Annotated in this window: 13 protein-coding genes; 6 read left to right on the forward strand and 7 right to left on the reverse strand. The window is 43.1% G+C overall.

What is annotated here, in order from left to right; genetic code table 11:
- Positions 1 to 92: 92 nt before the first annotated feature.
- The 4 genes from leuB to leuC form a co-directional block, all read right to left on the reverse strand.
- Positions 93 to 1,196, reverse strand: a complete 1,104-nt coding sequence (gene leuB / locus M0N77_RS07380; RefSeq protein WP_353104584.1) for a 3-isopropylmalate dehydrogenase — start codon at positions 1,194 to 1,196, stop codon at positions 93 to 95.
- A 190-nt stretch (positions 1,197 to 1,386) separates the two neighbouring features.
- Positions 1,387 to 2,049, reverse strand: coding sequence for a hypothetical protein (locus tag M0N77_RS07385; RefSeq protein WP_353104585.1), 663 nt, complete (start codon positions 2,047 to 2,049; stop codon positions 1,387 to 1,389).
- Positions 2,050 to 2,168: 119 nt separating this feature from the next.
- Positions 2,169 to 2,831, reverse strand: a complete 663-nt coding sequence (gene leuD / locus M0N77_RS07390; protein WP_353104586.1) for a 3-isopropylmalate dehydratase small subunit — start codon at positions 2,829 to 2,831, stop codon at positions 2,169 to 2,171.
- 58 nt (positions 2,832 to 2,889) lie between these two features.
- Positions 2,890 to 4,308, reverse strand: coding sequence for a 3-isopropylmalate dehydratase large subunit (leuC, locus tag M0N77_RS07395; RefSeq protein ID WP_353104587.1), 1,419 nt, complete (start codon positions 4,306 to 4,308; stop codon positions 2,890 to 2,892).
- 346 nt (positions 4,309 to 4,654) lie between these two features.
- On the opposite strand from leuC, the gene M0N77_RS07400 reads away from it, so the two are divergent.
- Together M0N77_RS07400 and putP are read left to right on the forward strand one after the other, a co-directional pair.
- Positions 4,655 to 5,527, forward strand: coding sequence for a LysR family transcriptional regulator (locus tag M0N77_RS07400; protein ID WP_353104588.1), 873 nt, complete (start codon positions 4,655 to 4,657; stop codon positions 5,525 to 5,527).
- A 520-nt stretch (positions 5,528 to 6,047) separates the two neighbouring features.
- Positions 6,048 to 7,547 (forward strand): sodium/proline symporter PutP, encoded by a 1,500-nt coding sequence (putP, locus tag M0N77_RS07405; RefSeq protein ID WP_353104589.1) that lies wholly within the window; start codon positions 6,048 to 6,050, stop codon positions 7,545 to 7,547.
- A 303-nt stretch (positions 7,548 to 7,850) separates the two neighbouring features.
- Here putP and M0N77_RS07410 read toward each other — a convergent pair whose 3' ends face one another.
- The 3 genes from M0N77_RS07410 to M0N77_RS07420 form a co-directional block, all read right to left on the reverse strand.
- Positions 7,851 to 9,326 carry a hypothetical protein gene (locus M0N77_RS07410; protein WP_353104590.1) on the reverse strand — a complete coding sequence of 492 codons (1,476 nt, stop codon included), beginning with the start codon at positions 9,324 to 9,326 and terminating at the stop codon, positions 7,851 to 7,853.
- A gap of 343 nt (positions 9,327 to 9,669) precedes the next feature.
- Entirely contained in the window at positions 9,670 to 11,124 is a 1,455-nt protein-coding gene (locus M0N77_RS07415) for a hypothetical protein (protein ID WP_353104591.1), read from the reverse strand.
- 217 nt (positions 11,125 to 11,341) lie between these two features.
- On the reverse strand, positions 11,342 to 11,614 hold the full coding sequence (locus M0N77_RS07420; RefSeq protein ID WP_353104592.1) for a SlyX family protein: 273 nt from the start codon (positions 11,612 to 11,614) through the stop codon (positions 11,342 to 11,344).
- 184 nt (positions 11,615 to 11,798) lie between these two features.
- On the opposite strand from M0N77_RS07420, the gene M0N77_RS07425 reads away from it, so the two are divergent.
- The 4 genes from M0N77_RS07425 (at position 11,799) to M0N77_RS07440 (ending at position 16,775) form a co-directional block, all read left to right on the forward strand.
- Entirely contained in the window at positions 11,799 to 13,736 is a 1,938-nt protein-coding gene (locus M0N77_RS07425) for an ATP-binding cassette domain-containing protein (protein ID WP_353104593.1), read from the forward strand.
- Positions 13,737 to 14,246: 510 nt separating this feature from the next.
- The gene (petA, locus tag M0N77_RS07430; RefSeq protein ID WP_353104594.1) at positions 14,247 to 14,831 is read left to right on the forward strand and encodes a ubiquinol-cytochrome c reductase iron-sulfur subunit; all 585 of its coding nucleotides are present in this window, start codon (positions 14,247 to 14,249) and stop codon (positions 14,829 to 14,831) included.
- Positions 14,832 to 14,838: 7 nt separating this feature from the next.
- A complete protein-coding gene (locus M0N77_RS07435) occupies positions 14,839 to 16,059 on the forward strand; it encodes a cytochrome bc complex cytochrome b subunit (RefSeq protein ID WP_371834224.1) in 1,221 nt (406 codons plus the stop codon).
- A complete protein-coding gene (locus M0N77_RS07440) occupies positions 16,059 to 16,775 on the forward strand; it encodes a cytochrome c1 (RefSeq protein WP_353104595.1) in 717 nt (238 codons plus the stop codon). Before M0N77_RS07435 ends, M0N77_RS07440 begins: the two co-directional genes overlap by 1 nt.
- Positions 16,776 to 16,886 lie beyond the last annotated feature (111 nt).

Raw genomic sequence — 16,886 nt, forward strand, 5'->3', positions numbered from 1 at the left:
TTTTGCCAAACAGCGCGGACAAATATTAACCATAAAAAATCCCATAAATCGTTAAACGACTTATGGGATGGGTATTTATTATTAAAACCTTATTACATTAGTTTGGCTAATACCGCCTCGCCCATCTGACGACAGCCCACTTGTATCAGACCAGTTTCGTTTTTATCTAAGATATCAAGGGTGCGTAGACCATCATCGAGCACTTCGCTAACCGCTTGCTCTATAGCCTGCGCGGCGGCTTCTTGTTTGAAGGTATAACGCAGCATCATAGCTACAGATAAAATGGTCGCCAGTGGATTGGCTTTATCTTGACCGGCGATATCAGGAGCAGAGCCGTGACAAGGTTCGTACATACCTTTGCCATTGGCATCTAAGCTGGCCGATGGCAACATACCGATAGAGCCTGTAAGCATAGCCGCCTCATCCGATAAAATATCACCGAACATATTGCCCGTAACCATCACATCAAACTGCTTCGGATCACGAATGAGCTGCATGCAAGCGTTATCGGCGTACATATGCGATAAATTGACATCGCTATACTCCGCCTCTTGCATTTTGATCATTGTCTGCTTCCAAAGCTCAGTGACTTCTAGCACATTAGCCTTATCTACCGAACAAACCTTGGCAGGCTGACCGGTGCTTTGCGCGCGGGTCTGTGCCATCTCAAAGGCTACTTTGCCGATACGCTCAATCTCGCTGGTGCTATAAACCATAGTGTTATAGCCTTGCTGCTCGCCATTATCCAAAGTACGAATGCCGCGTGGCTCGCCAAAATAGATACCGCCTGTCAGCTCACGAACGATAAGCAAATCTAGACCTGTAATGATCTCAGCTTTGATACTAGAGGCGTTTGCCAGCTGCGGATAAAGCTTTGCCACCCGCAAGTTTGCAAACAGTCCCAGCTCACTACGGATCTTTAATAGACCACGCTCAGGGCGTTTACTACGCTCAATAGCGTCCCATTTAGGGCCACCGACTGCGCCTAGCAATACCGCATCAGCGGCGCGCGCACGACTCAAAGTCTCCTCGGGTAGAGGCTCACCAGTAGCATCGATAGCTACGCCGCCAATAAGCCCTGACTCAAGTGTCAAACCTAAGTCAAACTTATCATTAGTGGCTTTAAGTACGGCAATGGCTTGCTCCATAATCTCAGGGCCAATGCCGTCGCCTGCTAATGTCAATATAGTGGCCATACTGTTCCTTGTCTGTGAATAGTTTTTATAAATAAGCGCTAGTTAAAAGCTATGACTAGCTGATCGTTAATGCTAAATGCTAAAAAGAATAAATATATCAGCTCTCAGCGCAAAACTAACATAAGCTTTGCGCTTCATCATTGTCAGATTGTATTAAGGCGTGCTAGATGCGTTACGCAATGAGCTCTAGTTAAGTCGTAGCGACTCTATCAAATAGTCCCGTTTCTACAAACTCGCCTTGACGCTCAACATCAACCTGCTTACAAAAACGACGCTCGATCTTGCCATCTTGTATCAGCTCAACGCATAACGGGTTTGGCGAAGCATTAGCCAATAAACTACTATTGGCTTTTTTGGGCTGCATCCGGTAAGCACGCAGCTGATAAGTTCCAGCGACGAACTCATGAATGATGGTGAAGCGCTCAACGTAGTTTAGATTATTCTCAGGATAAAAATTGACTTGTACTTCACGCTTAATCGGCTTAACCCGTGCATAGTAGTTAGTCAACCCAGCAATACCAGACGCTGATAACGCTACTAGTTTGATGGATTTCTCATCTAGTAGCGGGGTATCTTTTTTATTGGGCATCTTTACAACGATAGCTTTATCAACTGGTTGATGCGTTTCTGCAGAAATGACTGCTTTTTTATCAATGCGAGTAATCTCACAGTGATAAGTTCCTATACAAGCAATGTTCGTCTCACCTGCCACCGGATACATCTTTGTTGACCACTTATCAGCGCTATCAGCCTTTTGTATTTGCTGATAACCGCTAAAAAGCTGACAGCTCGATAATAATAAACTCATCGCAATAACGGAGCTTACACAACTGGCAAAAGCTATTTTTTTCATAGTAGCGACTACTTTTGTAAGGGATAAAGTTGCTTTTATAATAGCTATCTCGCTGCTATAACTCAATACGGGTTTACCAATTGTGTGGTTATTATTAATTCTTGCTTAAATTTATTAAGCTATGCTTGTACCTCATTGAATATCCAAGGCGTCTTTTGCATCATCTTATGCTCATAAGCTTTAATCGCCTCGCTTTGCTGTAAGGTCAAGCCTATATCATCAAGGCCATTTAATAAGCAGTGCTTACGAAACTCATCGACTTCAAACGCGTACTCTTCTCCTGTTGGCGTGATGACCACTTGACGCTCCAAATCAGCGGTCAGCTGATAGCCCTCATTAGCAAAAGTTGCTTGCATTAATTTATCGACAATCTCTTCATCCAAGATAATAGGCAGCATGCCGTTTTTGAAGCAGTTATTATAAAAAATATCAGCAAAGCTTGGTGCGATTAGAGTACGAAAGCCATACTCTGATAATGCCCACGGCGCATGCTCACGACTAGAGCCGCAGCCAAAGTTCTTGCGTGCTAGCAAGATAGTCGCGCCCTCATAACGAGGCTGGTTTAATACAAAATCTGGATTAATCGGACGCTGACTATTATCTTGGCCGCCATCCAAAGAAGGCACGCCCTCATCCAAATAGCGCCAATCATCAAATAAGTTGACGCCAAAACCGGTGCGCTTAATAGATTTTAAAAACTGCTTAGGGATAATCTGATCGGTATCAACGTTTGAGCGATCTAAAGGGCAAACAATGCCCGTTTGAATATTATAAGCTTGCATAGTGTTTCCTATTATTATTAAATTTTAGAAGATTAAGTTTGGTACCTAAAACTCTCTTCTAAAAAGTACGTACATCTACAAAACGTCCGGCCAATGCCGCGGCCGCCGCCATCGCTGGGCTGACTAAATGCGTACGTCCACCATTGCCTTGACGACCCTCAAAGTTGCGGTTAGAAGTCGAGGCGCAGTGCTCTCCAGGCTCAAGCTTATCAGCGTTCATCGCCAAGCACATCGAGCAGCCAGGCTCGCGCCACTCAAAACCTGCTTCGGTAAACAGCTTATCTAAACCTTCCTCTTCGGCCTGCAATTTGACTTGACCAGAGCCTGCTACCACAATAGCTTCTTTGACCGTATCAGCGACTTTGCGACCTTTTATGACCGCCGCGGCATCACGCAAATCCTCGATACGTGAGTTGGTACAAGAGCCTATAAAGATTCGATCCAGCTGAATATCGGTAATCGGCTGACCTGCCTCTAACCCCATGTAGTTATAGGCGCGCATCCAGCCTTCTTGCTGAGTGGCGTCTACCGCTTGCTCAGGTGTTGGTACGGACTGAGTAATATCGACAACCATCTCAGGCGAGGTGCCCCAAGACACTTGCGGCGCAATCTGGCTGCCATCCATCTCAACGATGGTATCAAACACCGCATCAGCATCAGAATAAAGAGTACGCCAGTAAGCCTCTGCTTGCTTCCATTGCTCATCAGTTGGGGCATAAGGACGGCCTTTGACATAATCAATAGTAGTGTCATCAACAGCCACCATACCGACGCGCGCGCCAGCTTCGATTGCCATATTACAGACCGTCATCCGGCCTTCCATACTCATCTCTTCAAACACTTGCCCAGCAAACTCGATAGCATGACCATTACCGCCAGCAGTACCTATCTTGGCAATGATTGCCAGCACCACATCTTTTGGCGTCACGCCCACGCCAAGCTTACCGTTAACACGGATCTGCATATTTTTCATTTTTTTGGTAATCAAGCATTGAGTAGCTAGCACATGCTCCACCTCGGATGTGCCAATACCATGCGCTAGGCAGCCTAATGCGCCGTGAGTAGCGGTATGCGAATCACCGCAAACCACCGTCATGCCCGGCAACACTAACCCTTGCTCAGGCCCTACCACGTGCAAGATACCTTGGCGCGCATCATTGATAGTAAACTCGGCAATATCGAACTTAGCACAGTTATCATCTAAGGTGACAACCTGCAAGCGCGAGACTTTATCCTTGATGCCCTCTACGCCTTCTAGACGCTCTTTGGTCACCGTTGGCACGTTATGATCAGGGCTTGCGATGTTGGCAGACAAACGCCATGGCGCTCTATTAGCAAGCTCTAGGCCTTCAAAAGCCTGCGGACTAGTCACTTCATGTAATAGATGACGGTCGATATAGATAAGGCTTGAGCCATCATCGCGTTTGGTGACTTCGTGAGCATTCCAAAGTTTGTCATATAAAGTTTGAGCTGCCATGTTGCTATCCTTTGTGGTTGCTAATCTTTGCTTACAGATTCATTTATCTTAGTAGTCGTTTTACTTTAATCGTCATTTTATCTTAGTAATAATTATACCCTATAAGCTGAACCAATAATTTTATTGACTTTATTACTAATAACTATTTATTTGCTAAAATGTAGAATTAGTCGAAATAACAAAATAAAAGTGTCAAAAAGGTCACTGACGTCTTGTGATTATAACAGCCAAATCCTATAATAATAATTGATGATTTTTATCCATTCCCAAACTTTTATTTCTAATAAATTATGATTGGGTAAGCCAACTTTTAATTATAGCTGACGATATAGCTAAGGATACCGGTTTGAATACCACCAATTTGACGACGTTTGTGACCGTTATGCAAACAGGCAGTATCTCAGGGGCAGCAGAAAAGCTTTTTATTACTCAGCCTGCCGTTAGTAAGCGTATCAAAAACCTAGAAGATGAGTTTAATATCACCTTATTTGATACCGTAGGGCGCGGTATCGTGCCCACTCAAGCGGCTAATGAGATGCTACCGCACGCTAGACGCTGGCTTGATGATTATGATAATTTTAAGATAAACCTGCAGCACTCAGAACAAGTAGTCTCCGGTAAGCTAGTAATAGGTACCAGTCATCATATTGGTCTGCATCATTTAGCCCCAGTGCTCAAACATTTTATCCAAAATTATCCTGCGGTGCAGTTAGAAGTGCATTTTGTCGACTCAGAAGAGGCGCACAAAGCGGTGCTCGATGGCAACTTATCTCTCGCTTTTTTGACCCTGCCGCCAGTCTACGATAAACGTCTAACGTATCATACTCTATGGTCAGATCCGCTGTACTTTATGACCGGTACTCTATCGCCTTTAGCCAAAAAGACTAACGTTACTTTGGAGCAGTTAGCCCATTATCCGGCTATCCTGCCTTCTGCTAACACCTTTACTAGCCAGATAACCTTAGCCGAATTTGCCAAGCACAATCTAAAACCTTATGCCACGATGAGCACCAATCCGCTTGAGTCTATTCGTATGCTAGTCTCGGTAGGACTTGGCTGGTCGGTACTTCCGCAGACCTTGATAAGTCAAGATTTAGAGCGTATTAATATGGCTGATAATATTGAGCTACAACGCTATCTAGGTGTGGTTATTAATCCTAAACTTACTCGCTCTAGTAGTGTCGAGGCGCTGCTTGAGCTACTGGCTCCTATCGATTAAGAGCTTATTTGTAGCTAGAGTTTTTATTACAGAACGCGATCTTGATGGTCGCGTTTTTTTATAACTCAAAAACAGCTTGACTTTTGTAGTTTCTATTTCGCTAATTTTAGTTAGCATTAGTAATTGATAAAGCGATACGTTATAATCATCGAGTAAGAATGTTTAACGTATAGTTACTCTAGTGATATTTACAGTGACATCTATAGTAGCATTACTAATGAGAATATCTGTTTAGCCAGTTTTGATAAATAAGCTTTATCTTTGTGGTTATAAAAGTATGGTAAAACTGACGGTTTTAAATGATTGATATCCTCCACTGAAATTATTTTTCATCTGTTAATGTTAACTAATAATCAACTGTGATTATATCAATCCTATAAATTCAAAAGTGTTCACTTGCTATAAGTGCCAAGCCATTACGATATCTCTAATGGCTTTTATTGTTTTTAGATGTCACTTTTTACCGAGTTTCTATAGCGAATTATAATAACAGCCAACTTTGTTGGTTAAGGATTTTGTTATGAATGGAGTTTCGAGTGGCGTCCTCATATCGCTTGGCGCTTATTTTTTAGTGATGATCGGCATTGGAGTTTATGCTTATTTTAAGCAGGCCAATGATACTGAAGGTTATATGCTTGGTGGTCGTAGTTTAGGCCCTGCTGTAACCGCACTGTCCGCTGGTGCCTCAGATATGTCCGGTTGGTTGCTCCTTGGTCTACCAGGTTACATGTATGCTGATGGTGTCGTTAGTATTTGGATTGCCTTGGGTCTGACATTGGGCGCTTTATTAAACTATATTATTGTCGCGCCGCGCCTTCGTGTCTATACCGAAGTGGCTGGCAACGCTATTACGCTACCTGATTATTTCGCCAATCGTTTTGAGGATAAGTCGCATATGCTGCGGGTTTTCTCAGCGATTGTTATTATTATTTTCTTTACTGTCTATACCGCTGCAAGTTTAGTAGGTGGTGGCAAGCTGTTTGAGAGCTCACTAAACCTCTCTTATGGTACGGGTCTTTGGGTCACCGCTGGCGTGGTTGTCGCTTATACGTTATTTGGTGGTTTTTTAGCAGTCTCTATGACTGACTTTGTGCAAGGCGTGATTATGCTTTTTGCACTAATCATTGTGCCCGTAGTTGCTTTTACCGATCTTGGTGGCGTATCGGTCGTCGCTGATTCAGTTCGAAACATCGATCCAAGCTTACTTAATGTCTTTAGCGGTATGACTTTCCTTGGTATCGTATCCTTAATGGCTTGGGGACTAGGTTATTTTGGTCAGCCTCATATTATCGTGCGTTTTATGGCGATACGTTCTGTTAAGGATGTCCCTACTGCCCGGAATATCGGTATGAGCTGGATGGTGGTCAGCTTGGTGGGCTCATTGATGACTGGTTTTGCCGGTCGCGCTTATGTACAAAAGACGGCTATGACCTTGGATGACCCTGAGACTATCTTCTTAGTATTTACTCAGTTCTTATTTACCCCACTGGTTTCAGGTTTCTTATTAGCCGCTATTTTGGCCGCTATTATGAGTACCATCTCCTCACAGCTATTGGTAGTCTCAAGTTCGCTGACCAAAGATGTGTATAAGCTGTTTTTGGATAAAGAAGCCCCAGAGTCTCGTCAAGTACTCGTAGGCCGACTCTCAGTGATACTAGTAGCTATAGTCTCTATTATGTTAGCTTCTGATCCTGATAGCTCGGTATTGACCTTAGTGTCTAATGCTTGGGCCGGTTTTGGTGCCGCCTTTGGTCCTCTAGTTATCTTTAGCTTAGTATGGCGCGGTATGAACCGAAATGGCGCAGTCGCTGGTATGGTCGTTGGTGCATTGACGGTCATCTTATGGATTTATGGTCCATTTGAGATGAACGGTATGGCACTAAATAGCTGGTTATATGCTATCGTTCCAGGCTTTGTATTAAGCACTATTGCTATCTTTGTAGTCAGTACTATGACCGGTGGTCCTAGGCCCTCAGTCTCTGCGAAGTTTAAAGAGATGGAGCTCAACCTTCATAAGTAAGCTTATCGTTTATAAGTCATAACTATAAACCTCGTTACTGTCATAGTAGCGAGGTTTTTTATTGACATCTAAGCCGCTTATATTGCTTGAACCATTACTACAAGGCAAGGCGTTAGAGTCTTTGAGACAGGTTATGGCTTGAGTTTAGTGCTATGTATGATAAAGAATAATCCTATATAGACTCTCGAAAAATACTCAAAGAGCTCTTTTGCTCTTCAGGCTTTCTACTCCTCAAATAATAGCCATAAAAAAACGACCCCGAAGGATCGTTTTTTATGAGCAGTTAAGTTGACTCTACTATTCTTAGAAACCTTGTTTGGCTTGATAAGAGATCTTCGCGCCTAAGATAAAGCCGTCATTGTCTTGGAAGTCGCCAACAAGCTTACCGGTAGGCAATTGACCTTTAGCATCACCGAACCATAGGTATTTACCACCAGCAGATACTGCCCAGTTTTCAGTAACATTATATTTAGCACCCAAGCCCACGCTATAATAGCCATCGATAGGACCTAGTGAAGTGGTTGGGTCACCTGCACCGCTATCCCAGCCTACTGTACCACTCACGGCTAATGCAGGAGCTAAGCGTTTGGCTAGACCTAATTCTACTTGCCACTGGTCATCTTTGTAATCTACTAAGTTTAGACCGTCAGGACCATAAGCAGGATTGAGCTTACTAGCCTCATTGTATAGAGGCGGAGTAATAGCGAAATCACCCCATGGTACCCAGCGAACTTTTGCCGTCGCTAAAGTCGTTGGATTGACACCGGTTTGGAAATCAAAGTTAACTGACTTAGGAGTAGTGACTTCATAATTACTGGTTCGATTAGCTGCTCTAAACGCTAAAGCATCTGCCTGTGCACTACTAGCTCCTGCTTCAATAGCAGCTGCTCTAGTTCTAATACCTAGAAGAGGATAAGTTTCCGCTATAGTAATGTCGTGATCAATCTCAGAGCGATAAGTTAAAGCGGCTTTTAGAGCGATTTCAGGCTTACTAAATGATAGACCAGCGATCCAACCATAATCCATATCAGGATTGCTAGTTGAAGTATATCCAGTAGCAGGCCCATAGGCTAGGCCACGTAGTTTAGTATCCGCCTCAATACGCTGAGCTACTGGACCACCATAAATTTGGAAGTTTTTATTAGCACCAAGCTTCACCCCAAGTAAGCCTGTTAAGCTTTGGCTACGTACTTCTACATTAGTGCTCTCTCCGGCATTACCAGCTTCAGCTTGTGCGATTGCTCCAATTGTACTTAATGATGTAATCGTTGCTACAGCAGCAGCTCTTTCAGCAGCTGTACTCGTAGGACTTTGTGCGATTGCAGTTTGGGCAACGATTTCATTACGCAGAGTTAAACCATTATATCGGTTATTAGTCAATTGTAAGATAGAATTATTTAAATCTCCTTTAGAGACAAAGTTGTTATCGCCTGTATATTCAGCAGCTGCGCCAAAAGGCTCATCATATAAGATACCTACACTAAAAGTATCGTTGATATCTGCTTTTACACCATAACGAAAGAAATCATAATCTTCTGCAATATCGCCAGTATTACGGCCTTCAACATAGGTATTATTATTAGGATTCATGTTAGCACTGTCTTTACCAGTGACGTCAGCATCAATATAGGTATAGACCGTCTCAGCATACAGACCATCTTGGAAAAAAGCAGTGACATCTTGACCTGAACGATCAAGACCAGCAGCACTAGCTACGCTGGCTACTGAAAAAGCAGCGACGGCTACCGCAAGGGATTTTAAGTGAAAGGTAGGGCGCATTTTGTATCTCCAAACATCCTCATTGTTTAACCATTAGCATAATTGTCGTGTTACCAAATATGTAAACGGTGTCCTAGATTGAATAGTAATGTGTTTTTGACACTAAAACAACATTTAAAGTACTTTATTTCCTAAATATGACTGAACAGTACAAAATGTAATTCTTGCTTTGTAAGCTCTTATTTTAATTGTTTTTTTGACTTGGTTTTATTACGTTCACAAAAAAAGCGACTTATAAAAAGTCGCTTTTCTTTAAATATATTATGTTACAAACTATTAAATCTTAGATAAGTGTCTTCAAAAAATTAAGTTTTATAAAGAGATTCTTGATAATTGATAATTGTTACTGCGCTGCTTGATAAGAGAGTTTCACACCTAACACATAGCCATTATTATCTTCAAAATCAGCGACTGCTTGTTTGGTTGGTAGTTGACCTTTGGCATCGCCGAACCATAGATACTTGCCACCAGCTGAGATAGCCCAGTTATCAGTGACGTTATACTTTGCGCCAAGACCAGCACTATAATAGCCTTCGATAGGACCCAGTGACGTCACCGGGTTACCAGCGCCACTATCCCAACCAATATTACCAGAAACCGCTAGGGCAGGAGAAAGACGTTTGGCTAGACCTAGCTCTACTAACCATTGATCATCGTCATAGCTCACTAACGGCAAGCCTATATCGTCTTGGGTTAAATTTTTACTAACTTGATTATAAACAGGTGGAACAATAGCAAAATCGCCCCAAGGTACCCAGCGTACTTTAGCCGTGGCTAGAGTAGTTGGATTAATACCCGTTTGGAAATCAAAGTTGACAGATTTGGGCGTAGTAATATCGATATCACCGCCTTTACTTATTCCTGCGACTGGATATTGCTCATAAATAGGAAGTGTGTGATCGATCTCAGATCGATAAGTTAAGGCAGCCTTTAAGGCAATGTCAGGTTTGCTATAAGAGAGACCAGCTAGCCAACCGATATCTTTATCAGAGCTGATATGAGCGGTATAACCATTTGCTAAACCATAAGCAAGACCTCTTAGTTTTACATCAGCCTGTACTTGCTGAGCAACTGGACCACCATAGATTTGGAACTCTTTATTAGCGCCGAATTTGGCACCAAGAATAGCACTAATACTTTCCGTACGGACTTCGACGTTTGTACCTTCACCTTTAGTATTAAGCTCAGAATTTACCGCATTTAAAGGGGCGCCAAGTTTTTCAGCTTCGGCTTTGAATTCTAATGCATCCGCTTCTGCAGCTTTTGCTAATGCTGCCAATCTACCTGCTTCAGCAAGGTTGCCATTTTGCTGGGCCTGACCTGCTTGCTGTGCAAAATTTTGTGCGTTTCTAGCTTCTGTCAATGCATTATTACGAGCATCAACGAAGTCGGATCTTAAATCATCAAAAGAAGTATAATTACCCTGAGTCAAATACTGCGTAGAGTTATCAACATTACCTTGAGCAACAAAATTATTATTACCAACATAATCAGCCGCTGCGCCAAATGGCTCATCATAGAGGATACCAAAACTAAAGGTATCATTAACATCTGCTTTTACGCCATAGCGAAAGAAGTCATAAGACTCAGCAATATCGTCAATTTTGTTACCTGATCTGTCCTTACCAGTTACATCGGCGTCGATATAGGTATAAACCGCTTCGGCATATAAACCATCCTGCAAAAATGCAGTGATATCTTGTCCTGAACGATCAAGGCCCGCTGCACTAGCTACGCTAGCTACTGAAAAAGCAGCTATCGCTACGCTAATAGTCTTTAAACTAAAAGGGTTACGCATTAAATCTCTCCAAACATCCTAACTGTTTTATTGTCTTACTCACTAACCTTAAAGGGATTAAACATCAATGAGTAAGTGGGATTGAAGCCAAGATACTAATGACTTTCAAAGAGGAAGACAACCATAAAAAACGATTATTAAGTTACTAAGCCGTCACAAATTAGTGACAAGCTTACATTCTTTAAAACAGATATGTCTATCCTTAACCCATACAAAATTAGTAATGAGGAGGCTTATCAGCCATGACATCAAAGGGAGCAATGCCGTTTTCGCCCTGTTGATTTTCAACTTGATTATAGATAAGTTGCAGCTGTCGTTGCATAGTTTGCAGATCTTTATCTTGACGAGTAATCACTTGATCAAGGCGCTCTACGGTCAGCTCCAGATGCGCCATACTCATCTGTAGCTCAATCATTTCAGCTTTTAGCTCAGCCGATGTTAGCGAGTCGTTTTCTACGCTCGCTACTGGCTGGCGCAAAGGTTTTTGCATAATCAATATCCTGTAATCAAAAGTTAATAATACCCTCATAGTGATAAATAAGCGCTACAGCCACTAAAGTTAACTAGGGTCATGTTATAATGCTGACAATTTGGCGTGGCTGGTAGATTATCAGTTCGCCAAGCTCTATTTTATCATCTATCCTACTTTACTATATATAAGCTTAAGACACTCTATGGCACTGATTCATCTAAAAAATATCCATCTCGCTTTTGGCGTAGCTCCTGTACTCGACGGTGTTGATTTCAGCATTGAGGCAGGCGAACGCGTCTGTCTGATTGGCCGTAATGGTGAGGGCAAATCCACTTTATTCAAACTGATAAATGGCTCTTTGCAGCCGGATAGTGGCGAGGTTATTATTAATAGTAGCGTCCGCGTGGCTATGCTTGAGCAAGATGTGCCAGAGACTAGCGGTCGTATACTCGATATCGTCATGGGCGGTAGCCGTCATACTGCAGATTTGCTGATTGCTTATAATAAGCAGACCAATATGTGCGCGGATGGCGATATGGACGCTTGCGAGCGCATGGCAGCTTTGCAGCATGACATCGATGCGGTACATGGCTGGGATTTGGAGCGTGAAGCTACCCGTTTGATTACTACTATGGGGCTTGATCCTGACGACGATTTATCTTCACTATCGGGTGGTCGTAAGCGCCGAGTGTTACTAGCTAGAGCCTTAGTGACCAAGCCTGATGTATTATTACTTGATGAGCCTACCAACCATCTAGATGTCGATAGCATTGAGTGGTTAGAGCGTTTCTTATTGGACTGGCAAGGATTAACGCTCTTGTTTGTCACCCATGATAGAGCCTTTGTAGATAAGCTGGCGACGCGTATTGTTGAGTTAGATCGCGGGCTGTTGACCAGCTATGATGTGACCCAAGGCGCTAGGGGCTACGCGCGCTATCAAGAATTAAAAGAGCAGCAACTGCTCGCTGAAGAGAAAAACAATGCTAACTTTGATAAAAAGCTAGCGCAGGAAGAGGTCTGGATTCGTCAAGGGATTAAAGCGCGCCGGACTCGTAATGAAGGCCGCGTGCGTGAGCTAAAAGCTTTACGTGAAGAGCGCCGTGCTCGCCGCGAACAAGTCGGCAATGTCAATATCACTATGGGTGAAGGCGAAAAAAGCGGTAAATTGGTCTGCAAAGTCAAAAACCTGCATCTGGAATACGATGGCAATGTACTAGTCGATAACTTTAGCACTACCATCATGCGTGGTGATAAGATAGGTATCATCGGCCCCAATGGTGTTGGCAAAACCACCCTTATCAAAGCCCTACTCGATATGTCCGATGATGAAGTGACCAAAACCGGCAGCGTTGAGCTAGGCACTAATTTGCAAATCGCCTTTTTTGATCAGCTACGTGATCAGTTAGATCTAGAAGCGACTGTCGCGCAAAACGTCTCGGAAGGTTCTGACTTTATTGAAGTAGGTGGCCGTAAAACACATATTATGAGCTACTTGCAAGATTTCTTATTTGCGCCAGAGCGTGCGCGTACGCCGGTAAAAGCCTTATCGGGCGGCGAGCGCAATCGCGTGTTGTTGGCTAAGCAACTACTAAAACCTGCCAATATATTAGTGCTTGATGAGCCTACCAACGATTTAGATATGGCCACGCTTGAATTATTAGAAGAGTCGGTTGCAAGCTTTAATGGCACGATCTTACTTATTAGCCATGATCGCTCGTTTATGGATAACGTAGTGACCTCAACTTGGGTATTTGATAAAGATGAGGACGGCAAAGGTATCGTTAATGAGTATGTCGGCGGTTATCAAGAGTATTTAATTCAAAAAAATCGCATGCAGGCGCAAGCGGCAAAAACCAATACTACTAGCGCTAATAAAGCCAATCAAAAACCTGTACCAGCTGTTAAGCCCAATAAAGTTGCCAAAAAGCTGAGCTTTAATGAACAGCGTGAGCTTGATTTACTACCAAAACAGATTGAAGCACTAGAAGCAGAGCAAACTCAGCTACAAGATAAGCTAGCTGATGGCACCTGGTTCAGTGAAGACGTCGAGGCCGCAACAGCCGCAAGCGAGCGCTTGTTAGTCATTGAGGATGAGATGATGGCTAAGCTTGAGCGCTGGGAAGCTCTTGAGCAAGATTAGCATTATTTTATAGATTACCGATTTATTTAGTAGTGAAGAGAAGTAGTTTTTGCAATGAGCTATTTTTAGGGGGCCACTGTCAACTTGTTACCGCTATTTATTGCAATCGTTTGGATAAAGTTGCTGAAAGTTAGTGAACATTATAGTGTTTTCGAGTATCATCGCTTATGAATAAATACCCTTATAATTGATAAGGTGATCTGGTCATAATTCTGATTGAGATTACCGTCTTTGAGAGGTCAGTAGCCGCTATGTTTATTATGGTAATTTAGCACTTTCAATAGCGTATAACTAATAATAATGCCCTTATAAGGTTGCGTTATTTTTGGCGTACTAATTTATTTTTTAACCAAAATAGCTTAGAATAGTAACAATTAGCAAAATTAGGCATAGCTGATGTGGCTTGTCTCTTGATAGTGCAAATTTTTATCAAATTCTAGATGTTTCATATTTCTAAGTCACAAACCCAGTGTGGGATAATCCCATTTCATTCACCTGGAGGAAGTATTAATGAGCCAAGCCGAAGGCGTTAATGTACAACGTCGTAGAGTTTTGATCGCTTCAACTGCCGTAATTGGTGCAGCTGGAGTAGCGGCGGTAGCCACCCCTTTTGTTCGCTCTTGGACCCCAAGTGCCAAAGCTGAAGCTGCTGGTGCTGCGGTTACTCAAGATATCGGTTCTATCGAAGAAGGGCAAATGATTGTCGTGAAGTATCGCGGTAAGCCTATCTTTGTGGTTAAACGTACCGAAGAGATGGTTAGCACTTTAGAGCCTGTTGAGCCTTTATTAGCAGATCCTGATTCTAGTGCATCTCTACAACCAGAATATGCTAAAAATCAAGTTCGTTCTAGAGAGCCAAGTTTGTTAGTCGTTGAAGGCGTCTGCACTCACTTAGGCTGCGCACCAAATTATCGCCCTGATGTTGGCGCTGCTGACTTGGGTGGAAATGACTGGTATGGTGGATTTTTCTGCCCTTGCCATGGTTCTAAATATGACTTAGCAGGTCGCGTCTATAGCGGCGTCCCTGCACCGACGAATTTACCCATCCCAGAATATAGTTTGGATGGTACCATCTTGACGGTTGGGGAGGCTTAATATGAGTATGGGCAAAAAAATCATGCATTGGGTGGACGCGCGTTTTCCAGCGACCGAAACCTATGAATACCATATGTCTAAGTACTATGCGCCAAAAAACTTTAACTTTTGGTATTTTTTTGGTGTGTTGTCGATGGTGGTATTGGTCAACCAGTTAGTGACCGGTATTTGGCTAACCATGATGTACAACCCAAGTGCCGAAGGAGCATTTGCGTCAGTTGAATACATCATGCGCGACGTAAAAGGCGGCTGGCTCATTCGCTATATGCACTCAACAGGTGCTTCAGCGTTCTTCGTGGTCGTCTATTTGCATATGTTTAGAGCCTTATTATATGGCTCATACCAAAAACCGCGCGAGCTATTATGGCTCATCGGTATGGGTATCTACCTAGCCTTGATGGCAGAAGGGTTCTTTGGTTACTTGCTACCTTGGGGCAACATGTCATTTTGGGGTGCTCAGGTTATCTTGAACTTACCTGCTGCTCTACCGGTCATCGGTGATGGCCTCGCAGAATGGGTACGTGGTGATTACATCATCTCAGGCATTACCCTTAACCGCTTCTTTGCACTTCATGTCGTTGCTATTCCGCTAGTATTAGTGGGCTTAGTATTTATGCATTTAGTAGCCTTGCACCATGTGGGTTCAAACAACCCTGATGGTATCGATATTAAGAAGCTAAAAGATAAGAATGGCGTACCTTTAGATGGTATCGAATTCCATCCGTACTACACTGTGCATGATATGGTCGGTATTGTGGTGTTCTTTATTCTATTCTTTGCAGTGGTATTCTTCTTCCCAGAGGGCGGCGGTTATTTCCTTGAGCCACCAAACTTTGAAGCGGCAAACTCACTGAAGACACCAGAACACATTGCGCCAGTATGGTATTACACTCCTTTTTATGCCATCTTACGCGCGGTACCAAATAAGCTTGGCGGTGTTATTGCTATGGGCGGTGCTATTGCGGTGCTCTTCTTGATTCCTTGGCTGGATAGATCGCCGGTACGCTCAATGCGTTACAAAGGTATCTTATCGAAGATTGCATTGACGGTGTTTGCTATTAGTTTTGTGGTATTGGGCTATTTAGGTGCTACTCCTGCTACTCCTACCGCTACTATAATGGCTCGTATCTTTACTATTTTGTATTTCTTATTCTTCTTACTAATGCCGTTTTACACTGCTATAGAAACGTGTAAACAGCCACCAGAACGCGTTACCGGAGGTCACTAATGAGAACCCTAACAAAATCATTAACTGGTTTGAGCTTAGGTGCAGTATTGACCTTGACTGCTGGTACAGCAATGGCAGCTGGCGGCGGTGGTTGTGGCACTTTCGTCAATGCTGAAGGCGTAGAAGAACATCTAGCTTGTAGCGATGCTCCTGTCGACTTTACCAATAAAGGCTCGCTACAAAACGGGGCGAAGATGTTTATGAACTACTGCGCTGGGTGTCACTCAGCCAAGTATGTTCGTCATTCGCGTATCGCTAAAGATTTGGAGATTCCGCCAGAGCTTGTCGAGAAGTATCTGATGGTCACCACTGATCAGATAGGTGATCATATTGATGCTGAGATTGATCCTGAATTGCAGGCTTCGTGGTTTGGTGCAGCGCCTCCTGACTTATCGCTAGTCACTCGTTTACGCGGTGATGACTGGGTTTATACTTACCTATTGTCATTCTATGAAGATCCTAGCCGTCCTTGGGGTGCTAACAACTTAGTACTAGCCAACGCTGCTATGCCTCATGTACTGCATAATCTACAAGAAAGCGTCAGCCAAGAAGAGTTTGAATCTGAAGTAGGCGATTTGGTCAACTTTATGGCTTGGATGGGTGAGCCGGTCCGCCATGATCGCCGCGTCATCGGTGCTTTAGTTATCTTATTCTTACTAGTACTACTAATTCCAGTTTATTTGCTCAATAAAGAGTTCTGGAAAGACGTTAAATAACTAGCAGCTAGATATAACAGATTGATATAAAAAGCATTACTTCGGTAGTGCTTTTTTTTATTGAGCATTTACGTATGCTACCTTGATTAACAAGATGAGTTTGTTTACGAT

It is taken from the genome of Psychrobacter sp. AH5, from assembly GCF_040371085.1.
Taxonomy (GTDB): Bacteria; Pseudomonadota; Gammaproteobacteria; order Pseudomonadales; family Moraxellaceae; genus Psychrobacter.

Coding starts and splice junctions, on each gene's coding strand:
- leuB (WP_353104584.1), bottom strand. CDS start 1,196: ATGGCCACTATATTGACATTAGCAGGCGACGGCATTGGCCCTGAGATT.
- M0N77_RS07385 (WP_353104585.1), bottom strand. CDS start 2,049: ATGAAAAAAATAGCTTTTGCCAGTTGTGTAAGCTCCGTTATTGCGATG.
- leuD (WP_353104586.1), bottom strand. CDS start 2,831: ATGCAAGCTTATAATATTCAAACGGGCATTGTTTGCCCTTTAGATCGC.
- leuC (WP_353104587.1), bottom strand. CDS start 4,308: ATGGCAGCTCAAACTTTATATGACAAACTTTGGAATGCTCACGAAGTC.
- putP (WP_353104589.1), top strand. CDS start 6,048: ATGAATGGAGTTTCGAGTGGCGTCCTCATATCGCTTGGCGCTTATTTT.
- M0N77_RS07410 (WP_353104590.1), bottom strand. CDS start 9,326: ATGCGCCCTACCTTTCACTTAAAATCCCTTGCGGTAGCCGTCGCTGCT.
- M0N77_RS07415 (WP_353104591.1), bottom strand. CDS start 11,124: ATGCGTAACCCTTTTAGTTTAAAGACTATTAGCGTAGCGATAGCTGCT.
- M0N77_RS07420 (WP_353104592.1), bottom strand. CDS start 11,614: ATGCAAAAACCTTTGCGCCAGCCAGTAGCGAGCGTAGAAAACGACTCG.
- M0N77_RS07425 (WP_353104593.1), top strand. CDS start 11,799: ATGGCACTGATTCATCTAAAAAATATCCATCTCGCTTTTGGCGTAGCT.
- petA (WP_353104594.1), top strand. CDS start 14,247: ATGAGCCAAGCCGAAGGCGTTAATGTACAACGTCGTAGAGTTTTGATC.
- M0N77_RS07435 (WP_371834224.1), top strand. CDS start 14,839: ATGGGCAAAAAAATCATGCATTGGGTGGACGCGCGTTTTCCAGCGACC.
- M0N77_RS07440 (WP_353104595.1), top strand. CDS start 16,059: ATGAGAACCCTAACAAAATCATTAACTGGTTTGAGCTTAGGTGCAGTA.